Genomic DNA, 26902 nt, shown 5'->3' with positions numbered 1-26902 from the left:
GGCGCGATCAGCCTCTTGCTTTCGCGCTGTTGATTCGGACGCGGCTATGCACTCGGCGGCCGCGGAGATCATGCGGGGCGGGGCGCTGTGAAACCCTTCGAGGTAAGTCGGACCGACCCTTCTGGTGAGACGCTCTTTCCGCTCTCGGCCGCCCAACGGGCAACCTGGTTCGCTCAGCAATTCGATCCCGAAGTCCCGATTCTGATAGCGCACTACGTGGAGCTGCGCGGCGAACTCGACGTCGAACTGCTGGATCGCGAAACGCGAGCGGTGGCATACGAGTTTCAATCTCCTTTGCTCAAAGTGATCGAGATCGACGGTCACCCGATGCAGTACGTGGATGAGAAGGCCGAAATCTCGGTCGGTTTGGTCGACTTCCGTGGGTCCCCCGATCCGATCGAGGATGCCCTCGGGTGGATGCGCCGAGATTGCCGGACGCAGCTCGACCTGGCAGTCGACGGAATCGTCGCGACCGCTGTGCTGCGCGTGGGTGACGCGCACTATCTGTGGTACAGCCGCATCCATCATGTTGCGCTCGACGGTTTCGGCGCCATGACCATGATGAACCGCATTGCGCATCGGTACTCAGCCTCGGCGGCGAGAAAGGACTCGCAGCCGAGTCGTGCCGCGACACTGCGCACGCTGTACGACATCGACGAGCGGTACAGAATGTCGGATCGATTCGCCGCCGACCGGGAGTACTGGGCTGAGCGCAATACCACCCTCGCTGGATCCAGCCTGGCGGAGGCTTCTGGGCCCGCGCAAACCGAGAGCCGACTCGAAAGCACACTGATCTCGGACCGAAGTTGTGCCCTTCTCTACGAATCCGAGAACCACGCTGCCCCGGTCATCGCTGCGCTCGCGTTGTACCTCGCGCGGATGACGGCGAAAGAGACTGTCCAGATTCATGTTCCGATGTCCGGACGGACTACGGCGGTGCTGCGGGACTCGGGCGGCATGATGGTGAACGTCACGCCACTGCTCATCCGTGTCGCAGCGGTCGACACCGTCGGTGAACTGTTCGCCCAGGTCCAACATGAGCTCATGGGTGCATTGCGGCACCAGCGCTGCAGCCTCGACGACATCCGTCGGGACGCAGGCGTGACGAGCGGTCTGGAAGGCGAAGACTCATATGCCGGGCCCATGGTCAACGTCATGCTGTTTCGCCAGGAGGTGCAGTTGGGCGAGGTGGTTGGGGAGTATCACATCATCACCTCCGGGCCGGTGGAAGACCTTCTGGTCAACGTGTATCCGAGCGGCGACAGGCTGCGTGTCGACTTCCGGGCAAACCCGATCCGATACGAGGAGGCGGGTTTACGCGAGCACTACCGGAACTTTGTCGGCTTGCTGGAAGAGTTGATCGCGTCTGATTCCGGTGCCGAACTCGCAGACATTCACGGCCCGACGGCCCGAGAGGGCGAGCGACGACAACGCGAAGTCCGGCACCTCGAGTATTGGAGACATGAGCTCGCCGGGGCGCCCGAACTTTTGCAACTTCCCTTCGATCGACCCAGGCCTGCAACGCAATCGCTGGACAGTGCACAGGTTGAGGTCCTGATCGCCGCCGACACCCACGCGCGGATCACGGCGATGGCGAGTGATCTCGGGACGGACACTCGTGCGGTCTTACATGCGAGCTTTGCTCTCCTGGTGAGCCGGTTGTCCGGTGCTTCGGATGTTGTGATCGGTACGCCCGCGGGATCCGACGCGAACATCGTCGCCATCCGGAGTCGCGTCGATCTGGTGACGACTTTCACGGCGCTCCTGTACAGCGTCGTCGAGGTCCACAGTAATGCGCGGGCGCACAGCGAGATACGGCTCGAGCAGTTGGTTCAGCCATTGCACGTGGAGGATGTACCCGCCTATGCGCCGGTTGTACAGGTGACGTTCGAGTCCGTCACCGGCGCTGACGAGCACCCTCGCGACATCGGCCGCTTCGATCTCGGAGTGTCTGCAGTCGAGACTTTCGACGAGGTGGGTACGCCGTCCGGAATCTCGGTAAGGCTCGCGTTTGCCACCGACCTGTTCGACGCCGAGACGGTACGTGGCCTCGGTTTGCGGTTCGCGCGCGTCCTGGAATCCGTCACAGCGGATCCGGCAATCATGGTCGGCGACATCGACATCTTGTCCGACGTCGAGCGATCCGCGATACGGCCTGTACGCAGTGACCCGCGCGCTTCGCATCGCACCCTGGCCGATTTGTTCGACGGTGCGGCGCGCACACACCCCGACGGCGTGGCCCTGTCGTATCTCGATGCCGAGTTGACGTATCGAGAACTCGACGAGCGTTCGTCGAAGTTGGCCCGAGAATTGATCGACCGCGGCATCGGTCCGGAAAACATTGTGGCGCTGGGTATGACGCGTTCGATCGAATCGGTTGTCGCGATGTTGGCCGTGAGCAAAGCCGGCGCGGCATTCGTGCCGGTGGATCCGACCTATCCGGATGAACGTGTTCGCTTCATGCTGACCGATTCCGGCGCCGTACTGGGACTCACGGTCGTCGCGGAACTTCATCGCTTGCCGGATTCGGTTCCCTGGTCAGCGATCGACGACGCCGAGTTCCGTGGCCGACTTGCACGGTTGTCCGTGCGTTCCATCTCCGATGTCGATCGGGTGCACCCGATCCGGCCCGACAATCCCGCATACGTGATCTACACGTCCGGGTCCACCGGACTCCCCAAGGGGGTGACGGTCTCGCATCGTGGACTGGAAGCGCTTGCTGCCGAACAGCGTTCGCGGTTCGGTGCGACCCAGGATGCGCGAACATTGCACTTCTCGACCCCGAGTTTCGACGCCTCGATTTTCGAATACCTGCTGGCTTTCGGTGCCGGAGCGACCATGGTGATTGCGCCGAGCACGATCTACGGCGGTGACGAGTTGTCTCACTTCCTCGAATCCCAGCGTGTCACGCATGGTTTTGTCACTACTGCGGCGCTCGGAACAGTTTCGCCCGAGGGCCTTTCGGACTTCGGCGAAGTGGTGGTCGGTGGTGAGGCCTGTCCGCCGGATCTCGTGCAGCGCTGGGCTCCCGGCCGACGGCTGTGCAATGCGTACGGGCCGACCGAGACCACCGTCATGTCGAACATCGGCGAGCCGATGGTGTCGTCGGAGGACATCACAGTGGGCGGTCCGCTCCGCGGCTTCGAGGAGATCGTGCTCGATCAGCGATTGCACCCCGTCCCCGACGGTGTTGTGGGCGAGCTGTACATCTCGGGAGACGCGCTCGCACGTGGATATCACCGGAAGTACGCGTTGACCGCAGAACGATTCGTGGCAGACCCCTTCGGCCTCCCCGGGCAGCGGATGTATCGAACGGGGGATTTGGTGCGGTGGCGCCGTGGCCGTGGACTCGAGTACGTCGGTCGTAGTGACTTCCAGGTGAAAGTTCGCGGATTTCGTATCGAACTCGGGGAAATCGACAGCGTCGTGCGGTCGTGTCCGCAGGTCGAGAATGCAGTCACCGTGGCGCGTGCGGCTCCCTCCGGGACAGCGATGATCACCACGTACGTCGTGCCTGCCGGCGGAAGTGCGCTCTCGACGGCCGAGCTGACGCGGTACGTCGCGAGCCGTGTTCCGTCGTACATGGTTCCTGCGGCATTTGTTCTACTCGACGAGTTGCCGGTAACTCCGGCGGGAAAGGTCGATCGCGCTGCCTTACCTGCACCTCGGTTCGATGCTCGGTCGGACGACTTTCGACCGCCCGAGGGCGCTGAGGAACTAGTGCTCGCCGAGATTTTTGCCGATGTTCTAGGCGTCGAGACGGTGGGTGCGGGTGACGACTTCTTCGATCTGGGCGGGAACTCACTGATTGCCACGAAGCTGATCGCTCGCGTAAATGTCGTTGAAGAAATCGATTTCGGGGTGCGGACTTTGTTCGAAGCACCGACTATCGAATCATTGGCCCGTCACGTGCGGGATGCGAAGTCATCCCGCGTTGATCGCACGCGTTCGAAGCGTCCAATCCTGCAGGCACATTGGTACAGGGACAAGATTCCGGTGTCTGTGGCACAACGACGCCTGTGGTTCGTCAATCAGTTTGACACGTCGTCCCCGGCCTACAACATTCCGATGGTGGTCCGACTGTCAGGTGCCTTGGATGTCGCTGCGATGCAGCGCGCGGTGGGAGATGTTGTCGATCGGCATGAATCGCTCCGTACCGTCTACCCGGCGTCGGTCGACGGCCCACATCAGGTAGTAGTGCCTTCGGAACGCGTGACGTCGAAGATCGCGTGGGAAGTATCCGTGGACGAGGAAGCCTTGGACAGGCGCATCGCCGATCTCGCTCGCGAGGGGTTCGACGTGAGCGCGAACGTGCCCCTGCGCGGCTCCCTTTTTCGGGTCACGCCGGACGATCATGTCCTTGCGCTGGTGGTTCACCATATTTCGGCGGACGGAGCATCCCTCGAGCCGCTGGCCCGCGACCTGACCCGCGCCTACGCGGCGCGGGCTGCGAAACGGGCACCGGACTGGTCGCCTTTGCCTGTGCAGTACGCCGACTACAGCCAATGGCAGATCGAACTGCTCGGCAGTGACGACGATCCGGACACTCTCGAGGCGAAGCAGTTGGACTACTGGACGTCCACCCTGGCCGGTCTCCCTGATGTGATCGACCTTCCGCTGGATCGACCGAGACCGGCGGAACGATCCATGCGCGGTGAATCGGTCCGATTCTCGGTGCCCGCGGACGTGCACAGTGAACTCCTCGAACTCGCTCGGAATCACAACACGACACCGTTCATGGTGATGCACGCAGTGCTGGCGGTTCTGTTGGCACGGCTGAGCGCCTCGCCGGACATAGCGATCGGGACTCCGGTAGGAGGGCGCGCCGAGCAAGTCCTCGACGATCTGGTCGGGATGTTCGTCAACACGGTCGTCCTGCGAATCACCGTTGACACCGCCGCGACTTTCGAGGAGATCCTTTCACGAACTCGCGAAGTCGATCTGGCAGCGTTCGGGCAAGCCGAGGTGCCGTTCGAGCGAGTCGTCGATGCAGTTGCGCCGGAGCGTTCGTCATCTCGCTCACCGCTCTTCCAGGTTCTGTTGGAATTCCAGAACACCGCAGATCCCCACCTCGAACTACCCGGACTGGGTGTCGATGTTGTTCCAGTCGACGTCGGTGTCGCCAAATTCGACTTGCAACTGTCGCTCTCCGAGCAGCGTGGCAAAGACGGCGTCCCCATGGGTTTCGATGCCGCCTTCACCTATGCCTCCGATATCTTCGAGCGCACCACAGTCGCAGAGTTCGGCGAGCGTTTCGTCCGCCTCCTCCGGTCGGTCGTGTCGGATCCGACAGTGCCAGTAGGGGATACGGAAATTTTGGGCGCGCCCGAGCGTGGGTTGGTGGTGGGTGGTTGGGACGGTGTGGGGGTTGTGGTGGGGGGTTTGACGTTGGTGGATGTGTTGGATGGGCGGTTTGCTGGTGTGGGTGGTGGGGGGTTGGTGTGTGGTGGGGTGGTGTTGTCGTGGGGTGAGTTCGATGTTCGGGTGAATCGTTTTGCGCGGTTGTTGATTTCGTTGGGGGTGGGTCCGGAGTCGCGGGTGTGTGTGGCGTTGTCGCGGTCGGTGGAGTTGTTGGTGGCGGTGTTTGCGGTGGTGCGGGCTGGTGGGGTGTTTGTTCCGGTGGATGTGGGTGCGCCGGTGGAGCGGGTGGGGTTTGTGGTGGGTGTGGTGGATCCGGTGGTGGTGTTGTCGCGGGTTGGTGATGGTGGGTGTTTGCCGGTGGGGGTGGGGTTTGTTGATGTGGGTTGTGTTGATGTTTCGGGGTTTTCGGGTGGTCCGGTGGGGGTGGGGGATCGGTTGGGGGTGTTGTTGCCTGAGCATGCGGTGTATGTGATGTTCACGTCGGGGTCGACGGGTCGTCCGAAGGGGGTGGTGGTGTCGCATGCGGGGGTGGTGAATCGGTTGTTGTGGATGCAGGGGGAGTTTCCGTTGGGTGTGGGGGATGTGGTGTTGCAGAAGACGCCGGTGTCGTTCGATGTGTCGGTGTGGGAGTTGTTTTGGCCGTTGATGGTGGGTGCGCGGTTGGTGGTGGCGGATCCGGGTGGGCATCGTGATCCGGTGTATTTGGTGGGTGTGATCGAGCGGTGGGGGGTGTCGGTGGTGCATTTTGTGCCGTCGATGTTGGAGGTGTTCGTGGGGGAGTTGAGCGTGGGGGAGTTGGGGGTGGGGTGTTCGGGTTTGCGTCGGGTGTTTGTGTCGGGTGAGGGGTTGTCGTCGGTGTTGGCGGGGCGGTTTGCGGGGGTGTGTGGTGCGGAGTTGGTGAATTTGTACGGGCCGACGGAGGCGTCGGTGGATGTGACGTTTCATGTGGTGGAGGGTGTTGTGGGGGTGGGTGTTCCGATTGGTCGGCCGGTGTGGAATACGCGGGTGTTGGTGTTGGATTCGCGGTTGCGGCCGGTTCCGGTGGGTGTGGTGGGGGAGTTGTATGTGGGTGGGGTGCAGGTGGCTCGGGGGTATGAGGGTCGTGTGGATTTGACGGTGGGTCGGTTTGTGGCGGATCCGGTGTCGGGGGTGGTGGGTGCTCGGGTGTATCGGACGGGTGATGTGGTGCGGTGGGGGTGTGGTGGGGTGTTGGAGTTTGTGGGGCGCACGGATTTTCAGGTGAAGGTGCGGGGGCAGCGGGTGGAGTTGGGTGAGGTGGAGGCGGTGTTGGCTGCTCAGGTGGGGGTGGCTGGTGCGGTGGTGGTGTTGCGGTCGGGTGTGGGTGGGGATTTTTTGGTGGGGTTTGTGGTGGGTGAGGTGGGGGTGGTGGTCGATGAGGTGGTGGTGTTGGAGGGGGTGCGGAGGTCTCTTCCGGGGTTCATGGTGCCGTCGGTGGTGGTGGTGTTGGGGGAGTTTCCGGTGACGGTGCATGGGAAGTTGGACCGTAAAGCCCTCCCGGACGTCAACTTCGAACCTCAACCGCTGCAGTTTGTTGCGCCGCGAACGCCGGTCGAGGAGACGGTTGCCGCAATCTTCGATGATCTGCTGGGAACGTCGACGGTGGGCGTGAACGACGACTTTTTTGCCCTGGGTGGGAACTCTCTCAGTGCGGCCAGGCTGGTTGCGCGAGTGAATTCTGTTCTCGGCGAACGGATCAACATTCGCGACGTCTTCGATGCTTCTACCGTTGCAGCGCTGGCCGAGTTGGCGCAGTGTCGCGGAGGAGAGGGGGCCAAGCCGGCGTTGAGGCCGCGGGGTACGACGACGGATATCCCACTTTCGCCGGCGCAGGAGCGAATGTGGTTTGCGAATCAGTTCGACCCCGAGTCCGCCGCCTACAACGTCGCGTGCGCGTTGAGGCTCGACGGCACAGTGAATCTGAGTGCACTTCACGCGGCATTTGTCGACGTCGTCGAGCGGCACGAGTCCTTGCGCACTGTTTTTCCTCTCACTGACGACGGCCCGCGTCAAGTGATCATGTCCACCTCACAGGTGGTATCGGATCTTGCACCGATACTTGTGCAGGGAGAGGAAGAGCTGCGCGAGCGTTGCCGGCAGATCGTTTCGGATGGTTTCGACGTCATGCAGCAGGTCCCGATGCGCGCCACCTTGTTGCGGCGAGACGACCAGGTCCACTCGCATGTCCTGGTGATCGTGATTCACCACATCGCCGCCGACGGATTCTCCACGGTACCGCTGGCCCGAGATCTCATGAGCGCATACACCTCCCGTGTGAACGGTGAGGCACCGCAGTGGGCGCCGCTCGGGATCCAGTATGCCGACTACGCGTTGTGGCAACGTGGTTGGTTGGGCTCGGAATCGGACTCTCGGTCTCTGATCTCGAAACAGCTCGGCTATTGGGCCGAGAATCTTGCGGGCGCACCGGAGGTTCTCGACATTCCGACCGATCGACCGCGTGTTGATGTGCGTTCGCTTCGACGCGGACGGATCAGGTTCGTGTTCGGTCCGAAGGTGCATGCCGGTGTGGTTGCCCTGTCGCGCAAACACAACGCCACGGTCTTCATGGTTGTGCACGCAGCCTTGGCAGTGCTGCTGGCGAGGCTCAGTGATGAGGACGACGTAGCCGTCGGAACTCCCATCGCCGGGCGTGGGGAGCGCGAACTCGACGACCTGGTGGGCATGTTCGTCAACACGTTGGTGTTGCGCACTGCAGTGGACCGCGGCGCAACTTTCGGAGACTTCCTCGACCAGGTCCGAAACGTAGATCTGAGCGCCTTCATTCACGCGGACGTGCCGTTCGAAAGAGTCGTCGAGATCGTGAATCCTTCACGTTCGACGGCGTACTCGCCCCTGTTTCAAGTCATGTTGGAGTTCCAAGACATCGAACGGCCTGCACTCGAACTCCCCGACCTGCAGGTGACCGACGTGGGCGTCGAGATCGACACCATCAACTTCGATCTTCAGTTGACGGTGACGCAGAACGCCGGCGCAGCCGGCGAATCGGACGGTCTTCGCGCCGAATTCGGATATGCCACAGATATTTTCGACGAGGAAACGGTAGCGGGCTTCGCCGACCGCCTGCAACGGATTCTCGAGCGCGTTATCAAGGATCCGCAATCACGGATCGGAGATATCGAGATCCTCGACGCCTATGAGTCAGCCGAACTGGTACCCGTGCGAGGTGAGATTTCCGCCGCTGTTCAGACCCTTCCGGATTTGCTGACTGCAGCAACAGATATGGCGACTGCCCAGGATCCCGGCGCCGTTGCGCTGGTGTTCGAGGAACGTGAAGTGACCTATCTCGAACTCGACGCGCAGTCGAACCGATTGGCCCGCATGCTGATCGAATCCGGAGTGGGTCCCGAATCGGTGGTGGCGTTGTGTCTCCCACGCTCCATCGAGTCCGTTCTGGCGGTGTGGTCCATTGCCAAGACAGGTGCGGCATTCCTTCCCGTGGACCCGGGACATCCTGCTGCTCGTATCGAGCACATGCTGGGCGACTCCGGTGCAGGGTGGGGGATAACGTCTCGAGCTCACAACGCGGCATTGTCCGGCCTCGTGCCGTGGCTGGTCCTCGACGATGCCGGTTTCGAGGAACGGCTGCGGGCGTACTCGCCATCGAAAGTCACCGACGCGGATCGGAAGGCACCGATTCGCATCGACAATCCGGTCTATCTGATCTACACGTCGGGGTCGACAGGAACACCCAAGGGCGTGACGGTCACACATCGCGGGTTGAGCGACTTCGCGCTCCAGGAGCGTGAGACCTTCGCCGCCACGACCCGATCCAGAACTCTGCACTTCGCTTCGCCGAGTTTCGACGCGTCGGTTCTCGAGCTCGTGATGGCCGTTGGTGCTGGAGCCACGATGGTGATCGTGCCACCGACCGTCTACGGCGGGTCGGAACTGGCGGCGTTACTGGAGCGCGAGCGCGTCACCCATTGTTTTGTGACTCCGGCGGCCTTAACGTCCGTCGACCCAGACGGTCTCACCACTGTCGGTTGTGTCGTGACAGGTGGGGAAGCGTGTCCGCCGGAATTGGTGGCCCGCTGGGCTCCGGGCAGAAAGATGTTCAACGCCTACGGTCCTACCGAGGCAACTGTCGTGTCGAGCATCAGTGCGGCACTGGCTCCGAACGACCCGGTCACTATCGGCACACCTACTCGCGGATTCAGCGAGGTAGTGCTGGACTCGCGTCTGCGAGCGGTACCGGTAGGTGTCGCGGGGGAGTTGTATCTTGCCGGGCCGGCTCTCGCTCGCGGCTATCACCGGCGATACCCGTTGACCGCCACGCAGTTTGTCGCAGATCCCTTCGGTGCGCCGGGAACGCGGATCTATCGCACGGGCGATCGCGTGCGGTGGACGCCCGACCGACGGCTGGAGTATCTCGGGCGCACCGATGCCCAAGTCAAAGTCCGTGGGTTCCGCATCGAACTCGGGGAAGTCGAGGTGGCACTGCAGACGCACCCGCGCGTGGCCCAGGCGGTGACGGCCGTCTGGAACGGCGACGGCAGGGATCGGTTGATCGGCTACGTGGTTCCCGATCGCGGAGCGAGTGTCGATCCGCGAGACGTCCTCGCCCATGCAGGCAAGCGCCTGCCGTCGTACATGGTGCCGGCGGCGGTGGTGGTGCTCGACGCACTTCCGCTGACGGTTCACGGAAAACTGGACCGCGCAGCGCTTCCCGCACCCGATTTCTCGTCCACGGCCACACCCGACCGGACACCGCGAACGGAAACCGAGAATCTTCTTGCCGCTCTGTTCGCGCAGGTTCTCGGTCTCGACGCGGTAGGAGTGCACGATTCCTTCTTCGAGCTCGGCGGAGACAGCATCATGTCCATCCAATTGGTGGCCCGCGCTCGCGATGCGGGTGTGATCGTCTCACCCCGAGATGTTTTCGACCACAAATCCGTCGCCGCGCTTGCCGAGTCGGCGCACCTTGAGCAGGACAGGCCTGATGTACTCGCGGAGCTACCGGGATCCGCTGTCGGAACTGTTCCACTGAGCCCGGTGGCGCAGTGGATGCTCGACCGCAGCAGTGGCGGGCTGCGTGGCGGCGGAGTGAAACGGTTCTCCCAGGCGCTCTTGCTGACAGCTCCCAATGATCTCACCCAGGACCTCCTTGTCCGTGGTCTCCAGGTGTTGCTGGACCGCCACGGAATGCTTCGAGCTCGCTTGGTTGAGAGTGACCGGGTCATGGAAGTCTTACCACCCGGCTCGATCTCGGCCGAAGGACTGATCCACCGCGTAGCTGTCGATTCGGTGGACGACGAAGGTTTCAGGGCCTTGGCGTCGGGAGAACTCGAGGCCGCGGCCGACAGCTTGGATCCCGCCGCGGCTGACATGGTGCGCGTGATCTGGTTCGACCTGGCCGACAAACCTGACGTGTCGACCGGGCGGGGCCGACTACTTGTGGTGATTCATCACCTGGTTGTCGACGGCGTCTCGTGGCGCATTCTGGTCACCGACCTGGCGTCCGTGACAGCACAACTCCAGGCCGGTGTCACGCCCGAACTGCCACAGATCGGAACGTCGTTCCGGCGATGGGCGCATGGGCTTGTCGAGCACGTGGGCGACCGGAGCGTCGAACGGGACATGTGGATAACGATCCTGGACGGCGATGACCCGTTGATCGGTTCGCGCCCACTCGATCCCACGATCGACGTCGACGACACGGTCGACACCGTTACAGTGGACATCTCGCCTTCGGTGACCAGGAACCTTCTCACCACGGTTCCTGCGGCATTCCACGCCGGCGTGAACGACGGACTCGTCACCGCTGTTGCGTTGGCCTCGATCGGGTGGCGACGACGCCGCGGTTCGGACACCGCTGCCGCCCTGATCACTCTCGAAGGACACGGCCGCGAGGAAGGGGTGGTTCCTGGCGCAGACCTCGGTCGCACCGTTGGTTGGTTCACCACGCTCTACCCGGTGCGCGTGGACCTCGGCGCAATCGACGTCGACGACGCACTGGCAGGTGGCGCCGACGCCGGGCGGGCTCTCAAAGCTGTCAAAGAGTACGTGCGTGCGATCCCCGATCATGGAATCGGATTCGGGATGTTGCGGTACCTGTCGGGCGAGAGCGACCCACTCGGCCGATTCCGTTCTCCTCAGATCAGTTTCAACTATTTGGGCCGGATCAGCTCCTCTGACGGAACACAGGACTGGCTGCCGGTGGAGGGCAATCGAAGGCTCGGCGGAACCCAGAACCCGTCCATGCCTGTGGCGTCCGTGATCGACATCAACGCCGCGGTTGAGGACCACGTCGACGGGCCGTGCCTGACAGCATCTTTCACCTTTCCCCGCGGAGTGCTCGACAGGTCTGACATCGCGGAGTTCGCGGAACTGTGGCGTCGTGCGCTCGACGGACTCAGCGCGCACGCGTCGCGACCTGATGCGGGCGGTCTGACGCCGTCGGACATTCCCCTCGTCTCGGTCGACCAACAACAGATCGAACGCTGGGAGAACGACTTCCCCGGATTGCACGATGTCTGGTCGGTGTCGCCCCTTCAGGCCGGGCTGATGTTCCATGCCTCACTGGCGGTCACGTCGACGGACGTCTACACAGCGCAGTTGTTCGTCGAGCTCGAAGGAGCGGTTGATTCCGAGCGTTTGCGCGGCGCTGCTGCCGGACTATTGGCAAACCACCCGAATCTGTGTGCAGCGTTCGTCTACGACGTACACGGCCTACCGGTGCAGTTGATTGTCGACGATGCCGTGATTCCCTGGACCGAGGTCGACCTGAGTGATCGCGGATCGGCAACCGACGCAGATCTGGAGCGCCGCCTCGCCGAGGATCGCAGTGCACCCTTCGACCTCGCTTCGCCGCCACTGCTTCGGCTGACGTTGCTGCGAATCTCGCCGACGAGGTGTGTGTTGGTGGTGACGAACCATCACATCGTTCTCGACGGTTGGTCGATGCCGTTGCTGGTTCGCGAACTGTTGATGCGATACGCGGACGACAGTCTCTCGGTCGAGAGGACCCCGGCCGATCTTCCCGAGACTCCGTCGTACCGCACCTATCTGGAATGGTTGATGCACCGCGATATGGAGACCTCGCTCGCGGCGTGGGAGGACGCCTTGGAAGGCGTCGACGAGCCGACGTTGTTGGCGCCTTCGACGCCGATCGCGGAGCAGCTGGTGCCCGAAGAGGTTGCCGTCGATCTACCCGATTCGGTGCGCGACGGACTCGGTGCGCTGGTCCAACGGAGCGGGATCACGATGAACACGGTGATCCAAGCGGCGTGGGGTGTCCTACTGTCTCGGATGCTTTCCCGTGACGACGTAGTCTTCGGCGTCACGGTTTCGGGCCGCTCACCCGAGTTGCCTGGTGTGGAAAACATGATGGGGCTGCTGATCAACACGTTGCCTGTCCGAGTGCGACTGGATCCGGACGAGACGTGTACGCAGCTGCTCGCTCGACTGCAAAGCGAGCAGACAGCTCTGCTCGATCATCACTATGTCGGACTCGGCGCGATTCAATCTGTCGTAGGGACAGGCAATTTGTTCGACACACTGTCGGTCTTCGAGTCGTATCCGATCGATACCTCGGGGATGGGCGGGAACACCGACATTGCCGGTATGCGCGTCACCGCTGTGAATGCCCGCGACGCCACGCATTACCCGCTCACCGTGCTGTCGGTCGCGGAACCGACGCTGCAGGTCAGCCTGCGGTACCAGCCGGCGGCATTCGACCGCGCCGCGGTCGACACCATTGCACAGCGAATGTCGCGGATTCTTGCCGCCTTTGCAGCGAACGCGGATACACCGGTCGGTGAGGTCGACGTGTTTGTCGCCGGTGAGCGTGGGTTGGTGGTGGGTGGTTGGGACGGTGTGGGGGTTGTGGTGGGGGGTTTGACGTTGGTGGATGTGTTGGATGGGCGGTTTGCTGGTGTGGGTGGTGGGGGGTTGGTGTGTGGTGGGGTGGTGTTGTCGTGGGGTGAGTTCGATGTTCGGGTGAATCGTTTTGCGCGGTTGTTGATTTCGTTGGGGGTGGGTCCGGAGTCGCGGGTGTGTGTGGCGTTGTCGCGGTCGGTGGAGTTGTTGGTGGCGGTGTTTGCGGTGGTGCGGGCTGGTGGGGTGTTTGTTCCGGTGGATGTGGGTGCGCCGGTGGAGCGGGTGGGGTTTGTGGTGGGTGTGGTGGATCCGGTGGTGGTGTTGTCGCGGGTTGGTGATGGTGGGTGTTTGCCGGTGGGGGTGGGGTTTGTTGATGTGGGTTGTGTTGATGTTTCGGGGTTTTCGGGTGGTCCGGTGGGGGTGGGGGATCGGTTGGGGGTGTTGTTGCCTGAGCATGCGGTGTATGTGATGTTCACGTCGGGGTCGACGGGTCGTCCGAAGGGGGTGGTGGTGTCGCATGCGGGGGTGGTGAATCGGTTGTTGTGGATGCAGGGGGAGTTTCCGTTGGGTGTGGGGGATGTGGTGTTGCAGAAGACGCCGGTGTCGTTCGATGTGTCGGTGTGGGAGTTGTTTTGGCCGTTGATGGTGGGTGCGCGGTTGGTGGTGGCGGATCCGGGTGGGCATCGTGATCCGGTGTATTTGGTGGGTGTGATCGAGCGGTGGGGGGTGTCGGTGGTGCATTTTGTGCCGTCGATGTTGGAGGTGTTCGTGGGGGAGTTGAGCGTGGGGGAGTTGGGGGTGGGGTGTTCGGGTTTGCGTCGGGTGTTTGTGTCGGGTGAGGGGTTGTCGTCGGTGTTGGCGGGGCGGTTTGCGGGGGTGTGTGGTGCGGAGTTGGTGAATTTGTACGGGCCGACGGAGGCGTCGGTGGATGTGACGTTTCATGTGGTGGAGGGTGTTGTGGGGGTGGGTGTTCCGATTGGTCGGCCGGTGTGGAATACGCGGGTGTTGGTGTTGGATTCGCGGTTGCGGCCGGTTCCGGTGGGTGTGGTGGGGGAGTTGTATGTGGGTGGGGTGCAGGTGGCTCGGGGGTATGAGGGTCGTGTGGATTTGACGGTGGGTCGGTTTGTGGCGGATCCGGTGTCGGGGGTGGTGGGTGCTCGGGTGTATCGGACGGGTGATGTGGTGCGGTGGGGGTGTGGTGGGGTGTTGGAGTTTGTGGGGCGCACGGATTTTCAGGTGAAGGTGCGGGGGCAGCGGGTGGAGTTGGGTGAGGTGGAGGCGGTGTTGGCTGCTCAGGTGGGGGTGGCTGGTGCGGTGGTGGTGTTGCGGTCGGGTGTGGGTGGGGATTTTTTGGTGGGGTTTGTGGTGGGTGAGGTGGGGGTGGTGGTCGATGAGGTGGTGGTGTTGGAGGGGGTGCGGAGGTCTCTTCCGGGGTTCATGGTGCCGTCGGTGGTGGTGGTGTTGGGGGAGTTTCCGGTGACGGTGCATGGGAAGTTGGACCGTAAAGCCCTCCCGGACACTGATTTTGCGAGCGCTGCGTTTCGGACTCCCGCCACTCCTGCCGAAATCGGAATCGCCCGTGCTGTTGCCGACGTTCTCGGTCTCGACCAGGTGGGTGCCGACGACAGTTTCTTCGAACTCGGCGGGGATTCCCTCAGCGCCACTCGAGTCATCGCCCGCATCAACGCCGCATTGCACACCAATATGGGGGTCAATGCACTGTTCGACGCCCCCGTGGTCGCGGACCTGGCGGCCTCGATAGATCCAATCGACTCCGCGCCGGGCGAGCCTGGACTCGAGGAAGCTACTCGTGTGCCCATCACGAGTAGGGCACGGCCAGAACGTATTCCGCTGTCGTTCGCGCAATCGCGGATGTGGTTCGTCAACCAGTTCGACACGTCGTCTCCGCTCTACAACATCCCCGTCGCACTACAACTGGACGGGTTCCTGGATTCGGGTGCGCTCCAAGCCGCGCTGGGTGATGTGGTGGAACGGCACGAATCCCTTCGAACGATCTTTCCTGCGTCCGCAGACGGGCCCTACCAGGTGATCGCCGAACCCGCGGTCGCTGCTCCTCGAATCCACCCCGTGCCGATTCCCGGCGAGGGGCTTTTCACGGACTTGCACGCGTTCTTCGACATCGGATTCGATGTGTCCGAAGAGTTCCCGCTGCACGTGAGGTTACTCCGAACCGGACCGGAGCAGCATGTACTCGCGATCGTTGTTCACCACATCGCCGCAGACGGCTTCTCGATGGCACCACTGGCACGCGACCTGATGAGTGCATATACCGCGCGCACGCAAGGTCGGAGCCCGGACTGGGTGCCGCTGCCGATTCAGTACGCCGACTACACCCTCTGGCAGCGTGAGATCGTCGACGCAGACGTTGGTCCGGAAACTTCGCCCTCGGCCGAATTCGATTATTGGACAGCGAAGCTGTCGGGTATTCCGGACGTCTTGCCGCTCCCTCTCGATAGACCACGAACCTCGAAACGGTCTGCCGAGGGCGCGGTGGTTTCGATGGACTTCTCGCCCGAGATCCATCGAGCTTTGAACGAACTCGCACACCAGAACGGTTCGTCTCTGTTCATGGTGATGCATGCGGCTCTGGCGGTATTGCTGGCACGGCTCACTACAGCGGACGACGTAGTGATCGGGACTCCGGTCGCAGGTCGCGGTGCATCGGTGTTCGACGATGTGGTCGGGATGTTCGTCAACACGCTCGTCCTTCGCACACCTGTCTCATCCGGAGCAACCTTTGCCGAGGTGTTGGCCGCGGTGCGGTCAACGGATCTCGGTGCTCTGGACCATGCAGACATCCCCTTCGAGAGGTTGGTGGATTACCTCTCGCCCGACCGTTCCACCGAGCATTCACCTCTGTTTCAGGTACTCCTCGAATTCCAGACCGATACGGGACTGCGCTTCGACTTGCCGGAACTGACGGTTCGCTCGCTCGACGTCGATCTCGCGGTTGCGAAATTCGATCTGCAACTGAGTGTGATGGAGCACGGCGACGAGCACGGTGAGCCCGCTGGTATCAGCGCCGGTTTCCGTTATGCAACAGATATTTTCGATCGAATGTCGGTGGCGCGCATCGCGGCGCGCTTCGAAAGAGTGATCGGCGCCGTGACCGAGAACCAGTCGGTGGTCGTCGGTGATATCGACATGATTCTGGCCGGCGAACTCAGCGGGTTGCTGGTTGCGCCCACGCCCTCTGGCGCCGGAACAGACGAGGATTCGTTGTCGGATCTCTTCGATCGCACGGCGCGGACGTCCGGTGCTGCCGTGGCGGTGCGCTGCGGCGGATTGTCGGTTACGTACCGCGAACTCGACGAGCGAGCAAACCGCCTTGCTCGACTGTTGGTGGCGCAGGGGGTGGGGCCGGAAACCTTGGTGGCAGTCGCGATGGCCCGCTCGATCGACCTGATGGTGGCATTGCTGGCGGTGGTGAAGGCGGGTGGCGGATACGTACCGGTGGACTCGACTTCTCCGGTAAACCGGGTGGACTTCGTGCTGCGTGACGCCCGGCCGAAGTGTGTGTTGACCACCCGGGCCGACGGCGACTACATACGAGACAGTGACGCAATCGCAGACAGCGAGATTCCAGTGATTGCGGTAGACGACCCGGTGATTCTCGATGCACTGCACAGGTTTTCTCCGCTTGCGGTGACCGACCGAGATCGGCTGCTACCGCTCCGACCCGAATCGGTGGCCTACGTGATCTACACCTCGGGGTCCACCGGGCGCCCGAAGGGGGTGCAGGTTTCTCACCGCAGCGTAGTGACGTTGCTGGCAAACACCAGAGCGCTCTTCGGCTTCGGCAGCGGCGATGTGTGGACGATGTTCCATTCGGAGGCATTCGACTTCTCGGTCTGGGAAATGTGGGGCGCACTCGCACACGGTGGCCGACTGGTACTGGTCGACTACTTCACGGCCCGTTCACCAGAGGCATTCCTCGAATTGCTACGGCACGAACGTGTCACGGTGCTCAATCAAACTCCCACCGCCTTCTATCAATTGGCGGAAGCCGACCGGCTTACCGGGGGTGCGGCCCTGTCATTGCGCTACGTGATCTTCGGCGGAGAAGCGCTCGACTTCGGACAGTTGACGCGCTGGTACGCCCGCCGCGGGACTTCGTCACCAGATCTGGTCAACATGTACGGCATCACGGAGACCACTGTGCACGTCAGCCATTTACCGCTCGATCGTGTGCTGGTGCGTCAACGATCGGCCTCGGTGATTGGTCGGGCGTTACCCGGATTGCGTGTGTATGTGTTGGATCAGCGGTTGCACCCGGTGCCGCCCGGTGTGGTGGGTGAACTGTATGTCTCCGGTGATCAGGTTTCACGCGGATACCTCGGCCGGTTCGGTCTGACGTCCGCGCGGTTCATTCCCGACCTCGCGGTCAGTGGTGCGCGTATGTATCGATCCGGTGACCTGGGGCGCTGGAACGACAGCGGGCAGCTGGAGTACCTCGGACGAAACGATCTGCAGGTGCAGGTGAAGGGGTACCGAATCGAACTCGGCGAGGTGGAGGCTGCACTGCTCTCCGGAGTGGGCGTGTCTCAGTCGGCGGTGGTAGCCCGCAGAGACCGGTTGGTGGGCTACGTGGTGCCGGAGTCCGGTGCCACTATCTCTCCGGCGGCGTTGCTCGAGTATGTCTCACAGAGGTTGGCGCCCCACATGGTCCCCGCTGTCGTGACGGTTCTCGAGGGTTTGCCGCTGACGGTGAACGGAAAGCTCGACCGGAATGCATTGCCTGAACCTGACTTCGGGCGACAGGCAACCGTAAGTCGTGGCCCCGCGTCCGCGACGGAAAACATCCTTGCGAGTCTGTTCGCCGAAGTTCTGGGACTCGAGGAGGTGGGGGTCGACGATTCGTTCTTCACTCTAGGCGGTGACTCGATCATGTCCATCCAGTTGGTGACGCGCGCCAGGTCTGCCGGAGTTCTGATCACACCGCGCGAGGTGTTCGAACGCAAAACTGTTGCGGCGCTGTCCGAGACGGCCGGAACGGCTGGCAACCGTGTCGTCGTCGACGAATTGCCTGGCGGCGGCGTCGGTGAGATCGAATTGACGCCGATCGTCGAATGGATGCTTGACCGTGGTGGAGATTTTCGCCGGTACTCCCAATCTGTTCTGCTCTCGGTTCCTGCCACGCTCGACGAGGTCACGCTGACACTGGCCATGCAGGCTGTGCTGGACCACCACGACATCCTCCGCGCAGGCATCCGGGCGACGCATCATCCTGAATCCGCTCGGCGGATGGACGTTGCGCCTGTAGGTACGGTGCGGGCGGAGACCGTCGTACGCCACGGGAGCCTCGGGGGTTCTGCCGCGGAGACGGTCTCGACAGAACTCGACGCAGCTCTGGGGCGGCTCGACCCGGAGGCAGGTGTGATGGTGCAGGCAGTCCTGCTCGACACCGACGGACAGATTCAAAAGGACCGGCAGAGCCGGAAACAGTTGCTAATCGTGGCGCACCACCTCGTGACGGACGGCGTTTCCTGGCGAATCCTGATCCCCGATCTTGCACTTGCCTGTGCGCAGGTGCAGACAGGCGTCGACCCGTCACTTGCTCCGGTCGGAACCTCGATGCGTCGATGGGCACATGGCCTCGTCGACGCCGCGCGCGAGCCGGATCGGGTCGCTGAAATCGACTATTGGCGAGAGGTGCTCGAGGGCCCGGATCCGACTCTGGGTGTGCGCGCCCTGACGAAGAGGGACACCGCCTCGGCCACCATTGACATCGAAGTACGAGTTCCCACGGGATTGACCGAGGCCGTGTCGACGACAGTTCCGCAGGCGATTCACGGGAGCGTCGAGGACGGATTGTTGACGGCTTTGGCACTTGCGATGGTCCGCTGGCGCATGGACCGCGGCATCGACAATCCGGAGACATTGATCAGTCTCGAGGGGCACGGACGCGAGGAACAGGTGGTTCCCGGGGCAGATCTCGCTCGCACGGTGGGATGGTTCACGTCGATCTTCCCGGTGCGGATCGATCTGAGCAGAGTGGATCCGAGCGACGCCTTCGCCGGCGGCCCGGCTGCGGGCGTCGCTGCCAAGGCCGTCAAGGAACAACTCCGGGCGGTGCCGGACCGCGGCATCGGCTTCGGGTTGCTGCGCTATCTGAACCGCGAAACGGCACCAACACTTTCGCAACTTCCGGAGCCCCAGATCAGTTTCAACTACCTCGGACGCGTCGGTGGATCCGAGGCCGACGCTACAGCGGGATGGGTACCGATCCGTGACGAGGACCTGCGGACGGTTGCGGCCGTCGATCTTCCACTCGCCAGCGTCCTCGAGGTCAACGTGATGACGGTCGACAGCGATACCGAGGACGGTCCGCAGCTCGTTGCCGGCTGGACGTTCCCACCGGACATTCTGGGTGCGGACGACGTTCGGCAACTGGGGCAGTGGTGGCTCGACGCACTGGCCGGGCTCGCAGAGTTCGCGGCGGGCGGCGGCGGATTCACACCCTCGGACTTCGATCTGGTCGATCTTAGACAGGAGGCGATCGACGACCTCGAAAGTCGGTGTCCCGACCTGAGCGATGTCTGGCCACTCTCTCCACTGCAAGCGGGGTTGTTGTTCCACGCCGAATTGGCCGAACGATCTGTCGACGCATACCTCGTACAAGTGGCTCTCGATCTAGCCGGCGCAGTCGATTCGGAGCGCCTGCGCCGCGCCGCCGACGCGCTGCTCGGCCGGCATGAGAACCTGCGTACCGCCTTCCTTCACAGCGCCGACGGCCGTGCCGTCCAGGTGGTCCGAAGCAACGTGGCAGCGCCGTGGCAGGAAATCGACCTCACTGGTGCACCAGATCAGGAAATTGATCGAGCGCTGGCCGAGGACCGAGCGCGCCCGTTCGACATGGCACGGGCGCCGTTGATCCGATTCACCCTGATCGCTCTCGCCCCCGAAAAGTTCACGCTCGTGCTCACCAATCATCACATCCTTCTGGACGGCTGGTCCATGCCCCTGCTGATCCGGGAATTGGCGACGCTCTATGCCGCCGACGGTCAAGTGGCGGCCTTGCCTCACGCGCGCGCGTATCGCGACTATCTGACCTGGATGAGCCGCCGCGATCAGCAAGCTTCCCGAGCAGTGTGGGCGAGGACGCTGAGCGGAGTCGAAGGACCGACGCTGTTGGCTCCAGCGGTTCGATCGCGTCGACTCTCGACCATGGCGGCCGAGTGGGTGTTCGATCTGGACGAGGAATTCACAACCTCACTTCGCGGAATGGCGCGTGAACTCGGGCTGACGATCAACACGATTGTTCAGGCATCGTGGGGGATCGTCCTTGCTGCACTGACCGGGAGAGACGATGTGGTGTTCGGAGCGACGGTGTCGGGTCGACCTCCCGAGCTGACCGGGATCGAAACCATGGTCGGGCTGTTCATCAACACAATTCCGGTCCGAATCACGCTGCGCCCGAGTGAAAGTATCGGCACACTCCTCGCGCGGATCCAGGCCGAGCAAGCAGAGCTGTCGGATCACCACTGTCTCGGGCTTTCCGAGATCCACGTAGGCGCGGGGCCGGAGATCGGATTCGACACGTTGACTGTCTTCGAATCGTATCCCGTTGACCGTCAAGGGCTTTCGTCCGATACCGATATTGCGGGGGTCCGGATCACCGATGTCGAAGCCAAGGACGCTGCCCACTACCCGCTTAGCCTCGTAGCATCGGTCGACACCAGGCTCCGCCTGAAATTCGAGTACATACCCGAGGTTTTCGGTGCCGCCGACATCGAAGAGATCGCCGGACGACTGCGGCGCGTACTCGAAGCGTGTACCCAGCCGGATCGTCCCTTGGCTGTGGTGTCGGTGCTCGCAGCCTCCGAACATGCTGAATTGGTGCCAGTCCGTGGCACGGCCGGCGGGTCGTCGCGCGTCTTCCCGGACATCTTCGACGAGGCAGCCCAGCGTGATCCGAACGCACCGGCCGTGGAATCGGCGGACGGCAGCATGACCTACGGCGAGCTGGACATCCTTTCCAATCGCATTGCTCGCATGCTCGTCTCGCACGGCCTGGGAACCGAGGACTATGTAGCGGTCGGTGTCCCACGTTCTCTGGCGTCCGTGGTGTCGATACTTGCCGTCGCCAAGACAGGCGCTGCGTTCGTGCCGATCGATCCCGACTATCCGGACGAGCGGATCAATCACATGCTGATCGATTCGAAGGTCAGCTTCGGATTGACCACCACCGCGGGCCGAGATCGATTGCCCGATATCGCGGAGTGGCTGATTATCGACGATCCGCATTTCACGAAGAAGTGCGAGGGATTCTCGGGGAGCCCGTTGACCGACAACGACCGACTCCGTCCGATCGGGTTGGATTCAGCTGCCTACGTGGTCTACACCTCGGGGTCGACCGGCGTGCCCAAGGGCGTCGTGGTCACGCAGCGAGGGCTCGACAACTTCGCCCGAGACCAGCTCGAACGCTACGGCGCAACTCCACAATCACGCACGCTGCACTTCTCCACTCCGAGTTTCGACGGGTCGCTCTTCGAGTATCTGCAGGCTTTCGGAGCCGGGGCGACGATGGTTATCGCTCCGCCCGGGATCTACGGGGGCGAGGACCTGGCGCAACTTCTGGCAGAGCACGCCGTCACGCACGCGTTCGTCACCACAGCGGCATTGGCATCGGTGGACCCGGCTGGGCTGGAACAACTTTCGGAAGTCGTATTCGGGGGCGAGGCGTGCCCGCCCGACCTCGTCGCTCGCTGGGCACCTGGCCGCCGCTTGTACAACGCGTACGGACCGACCGAGGCAACGATCATGTCCAACGTCAGCCCGCCGATGACCGCCGGAGAACCAATCACCATCGGTGGACCCGTCAGGGGCGTCAGCGAACTGGTGCTCGACACTCGACTTCAAGCGGTTCCCGTCGGGGTCCCCGGCGAGCTGTACCTGGCCGGACCAGGCGTGGCACGGGGATATCACCGAAGGGCGGGGTTGACGGCAGAACGCTTTGTTGCCAACCCGGCTGACCCAGGAACGCGGATGTACCGCACCGGCGACATCGTGCGATGGACGGCGGACATGTGTGTCGAGTACGTCGGGCGAAGCGACTTCCAGGTCAAGGTTCGAGGCTTCCGTGTCGAACTCGGTGAGATCGACAGTGTGCTCATGTCGGAGCCCAACGTCGGTTTTGCCGTTACGGTTGCCGATTCCGGCCCCACCGGAGACACCCGACTCGTGTCGTACGTCGTGCCCACGGCGGGTCGACTGGACACCAGGATTCTGATTCGCGCCGTGGCCCGGCGCTTGCCTTCGCACATGGTGCCTGCCGTTCTCACGGTGCTGGAGAACATTCCGTTGACCGCTGTCGGAAAAGTCGACCGTTCGGCGTTGCCAAGACCCGAAATCGAGACGACCACAGGGGATTTCCGTCCCCCGGTCGGCCCGGTCGAACAGGCAGTGTCGGACGTGTTCGGCGAGGTGCTCGGCCTCGAACGAGTCGGTACCGACATCAGTTTCTTCGAGCTCGGTGGAAATTCTCTGAGCGCCACTTCGGTCGCGGCGAGGCTACGGGCGGTGCTCGGAGCTACCGTAGGCGTGCGGGATCTGTTCGAGACGCCGACGGTGGCCGAGTTGGCTACGGTGATCGGCCAGTCGGTTGCCGAAGGGTCGGAGCGACTGGGACCGCGCCCCCGACCCGACAACATCCCCTTGTCGTTTGCTCAGCAGCGGATGTGGTTCGTCAATCAACTCGACACCAGTTCTCCTGCATACAACATTCCGCTCGTGGTGCGGTTGAGCGGTGAACTCGACAAACCGGCCTTGAGATCAGCGATGTCCGATGTCATCGCCCGCCACGAATCGCTGCGAACGATGTTCCCGGTCCACGGTGACGGACCGGTCCAGCACATCCTGCCCACCGAGAGCGCCGAGCTGCCGCAACTGACCGAGACATCGGTGACCGACGAACATCATCTCCGTGACGAGCTTGCCCGGATGGTCTCGGCCGGTTTCGACGTCGCCGCACGAATTCCCCTGCGGGCAGCGTTGTTCACCATCGATGAGCGCGAACACGTGCTTGCCGTAGTGGTGCACCACATCTCGGCTGACGGCTTCTCGATGTCTCCGTTGACCCGAGACGTGATGATTGCATACGAGACCCACGCGTACGGCGGGGATCCCCAGTGGACGCCGCTTCCAGTCCAGTACGCCGACTTTGCGCTCTGGCAACGGGAGATTCTGGGCTCAGTCGACGACCCCGGGTCGGTGATCAGTGAGCAGTTGGCTTACTGGCGACGTGCATTGTCAGGTGCTCCCGACCTCTTGGAACTTCCGCTCGATCGAGACCGGCCGACGCAACAGAGTTTTCACGGCTCGCGGATTCACTTCTCGATCAGCAGTGATCTTCACCGCCGTATTCTGAACGTGTCGCGGCAGCACGAGTCCACTGCATTCATGACTGTGCATGCAGCGCTCGCGCTCTTGCTGGCACGTTTGGGCAGCACCGACGACATCGTGATCGGCACGCCGATCGCCGGCCGGGGAGATCGTGCCCTCGATGATCTGGTCGGCATGTTCGTCGGCACGCTCGCACTGCGCACACAGGTGGATCCGGCTCGATCGTTCCGCGAGTTGGTTGAGCATTGCCGCGAAGTCGACCTCGCCGCGTTCGCTTATTCCGACGTGCCCTTCGAGCGGGTAGTGGACGCGGTCGGGCCGAAACGGTCGAGCGCTTATGCACCGATTTCCTCGGTGTCGCTGGAATTCCAGAACAACAAACGACCGATTCTGAAGCTACCGGGACTGGAAGTCCGCGGGATCGACCCGGAACTCGAGGTAGTGAAGGTAGACCTGGAATTCCTTCTGGCCGAGGAGTACGACGATCGCGGTGAACCGGGAGGGATGAGCGGAGCCGTCGACTTTGCCACTGATCTCTTCGACCCCGGTACGGTCGGCGGTTTTGCCGACATGTTCGTTCGTGTGCTCGAGGCCGTGACCCGGAATCCGCAGGTACCGATCGGTGACATCGACCTACTCGGCGATCTCGAACGTCGCGAGTTGACGCCGGCGCATGGGCTCCCCGAAGTACCTCCGAAATTGTGGCCTGAGTTGTTGGCGGACGCCGTGGCGATCGATCCTGACTCGGTGGCCCTGTCGCTCGAGAACCGGCAGCTCAGTTATCGCGACCTGGACGAGTGGTCGAATCGTGTTGCCCGGGAGTTGTGCGGTCGCGGTGTGGGCCCGGAGACCTTCGTGGCACTGGGAATGCCTCGCTCGATCGAATCGGTGGTGGCGATCTGGTCGGTGACCAAAGCCGGAGCGGCTTTTGTGCCTGTCGATCCGGCCTATCCGCGCGAGCGCGTCGAATACATGCTCGCCGATTGCCGAGCCTCGCTCGGTTTGACTGTTCAGACCAGCCGAACTCACCTACCCGACGTTGTTCCCTGGCTGGAACTCGACGACCCACACTTCGCCCGGCGGGTAGCCGCGCTGTCGCCGGAACCGATCACCGATGACGATCGAACCGGTGAACTGAACCTCGATCATCCGGCCTACCTGATCTACACCTCGGGATCTACCGGGAAACCCAAGGGAGTGAACATTACTCATCGAGGTTTGGCGAGCTTCACGGCCGAAACTCGTGAGAGGTTCGAGGTCACCCACGACTCTCATGTCTCTCAGTTGGCATCGCCGAGTTTCGACGCTTCCATCTTCGAGTTGACGATGGCATTCAGCGCCTCGGCGCAAGTCGTGATCGTTCCGCCTGCTGTGTACGGTGGCGCCGAATTGGCCGATGTTTTCCGGCGCGAGCAGGTCACTCATGCCACCATTACACCGACCGCGCTGGCGGCGTTGGGTGACAACGGTTTCGAGGCGCTCCGTGTTCTCGATCTGGTGGGCGAGGCCTGCCCGCCGGAGGTCGTCGCGCAATGGGCGCCGGGTCGGAGGCTGCACAACGGCTACGGCCCGACTGAAACCACCGTGCAGGCGAGCGTCAGCGATTCGATGAAACCCGGTGCGGGAGTGAACATCGGCTCGCCGGCAGTGGGCTTCGGCTTCCTGGTGCTGGACGAGCGTTTGCAGCCCGTCCCGGTGGGCGTGCCGGGGGAGTTGTACATCATCGGTCCAGGTATGGCACGTGGGTACCATAATCGGGCGTCGCTCACGTCGGAACGATTTGTCGCTTGCTCGTACGGGTCGCCGGGGCGCCGGATGTACCGCACCGGAGATGTCGTGCGTTGGCGTGAATCCGGCGGTGACAGTGCCAAAATCGTTGGCTCCGGCGATGGAGTGCATCACACGCTCGAATACATCGGGCGCAGCGACTTCCAGGTCAAGGTCCGTGGTTTTCGGATCGAACTCGGGGAAATCGATGCAGTTCTCTCACGCCATCCGTCGGTGGACTTCGCCGCGACTGTCGGCCACACGGGACCGTCGGGTGAAACGGTCCTGGTGTCGTACGTGCGTGCGTCAGCTGCTGACGCCACCGGCACCGACGAGATACGGGCGTACGCAGCCGACCGACTACCCTCGCACATGGTTCCGTCGGCAGTGGTGCTTCTCGAGCGGATTCCGATGACACCGGTGGGCAAGCTCGACCGAAAGGCCTTACCGGAACCCGAATTCGGTTCGGCTGCAGCCGAGTTCCGCGAGCCGGTCACCGACACCGAGCGCGCCGTGGTCGACTCGTTCGTCGAGGTTCTGGGTGTCGACCGGGTGAGCACTACCGACAGCTTCTTCGACCTGGGCGGGTCCTCCCTGGTGGCCACCCGAATCGTCAGCGCACTGCACTCTCGTTTCCGACGGAGAATCCCGCTTCAGTGGATGTTCCTCGACCCGACACCCGCTGGAATCGCTCGACGCCTCGACATGCCGACAGCCGACGCCGGTATGGAAGAGCTTCTCGCCGTGGTTGTTCCACTGCGGACGAAAGGGACTGGGCGACCGCTGTTCTGTGTGCACCCCGGTATCGGCCTGTCCTGGGGGTATGCCGGCTTGGTGCGGTATCTGCCCGAGGACAGACCCGTGTACGGACTTCAGCTCCCCGCTCTCAGCGACGACGGTGACTATCAGTCGATCGAACAGTTAGCCCATCGCTACGTCGAAGAGGTGGAGGCCGTTTCGCCGGACGGGCCGTACGACTTACTCGGGTGGTCCCTTGGCGGAGTCATCGCGCACGCCATGGCCGTCGAACTGCAATCGTCCGGCCGCGACGTCGCCACACTGGCGATGATGGACAGCTACCCCGACAACGGCGATGCCCCTGCGTCAGCCGAACTCGACGTCCGAGACATACTGCGAGGACTCGGCCTCGAGATCGAGACCGACCGAGATCTGACCTTCGACGAGGCGGCGGCCGTGTTGGCCCGGAGGCTCGGGCCCGAGACGGGAGTCGACGGTCGGGACCTCGAACGGATTGCCCGAGGGTACGAGACTTCGCAGAGAATCACGCACCAGTTCGTTCCCCAGGTCTACGAAGGAGATCTGCTGATCTTCCTGGCATCCGGAGACGACGACACGATTCCGCGCGACAGGTCGCCGCAGGAATGGAGCCCACTCGTGACGGGCCGGATCGTGGAGGTGCCCGTGCGCTGCGAACACAACGAGATGATCGAACCTCCGGCCATGGCGGTCATCGGACCGGTGCTCGCCCGGGTGCTCTCGATGTTTTCCGGATACCCCGAACGGGCATGACAACTTCAAGCCACCAAGCCGC

1 protein-coding gene is annotated in these 26902 nt (G+C 62.8%); it reads left to right on the top strand.

All coding sequences use genetic code 11. The features are described 5' to 3' along the window. Positions 1-87 precede the first annotated feature (87 nt). Positions 88-26880 (top strand): non-ribosomal peptide synthase/polyketide synthase, encoded by a 26793-nt coding sequence (locus tag P0M12_RS28610; protein WP_277377184.1) that lies wholly within the window; start codon positions 88-90, stop codon positions 26878-26880. Positions 26881-26902: the final 22 nt, after the last annotated feature.

Source organism: Rhodococcus sp. RCBS9 (assembly GCF_029457415.1).
Taxonomy (GTDB): domain Bacteria; phylum Actinomycetota; class Actinomycetes; order Mycobacteriales; family Mycobacteriaceae; genus Rhodococcus_F; species Rhodococcus_F qingshengii.
Note: the sequence above shows the minus strand (reverse complement) of the source record. Positions and strands in the feature narration are given on the sequence as shown.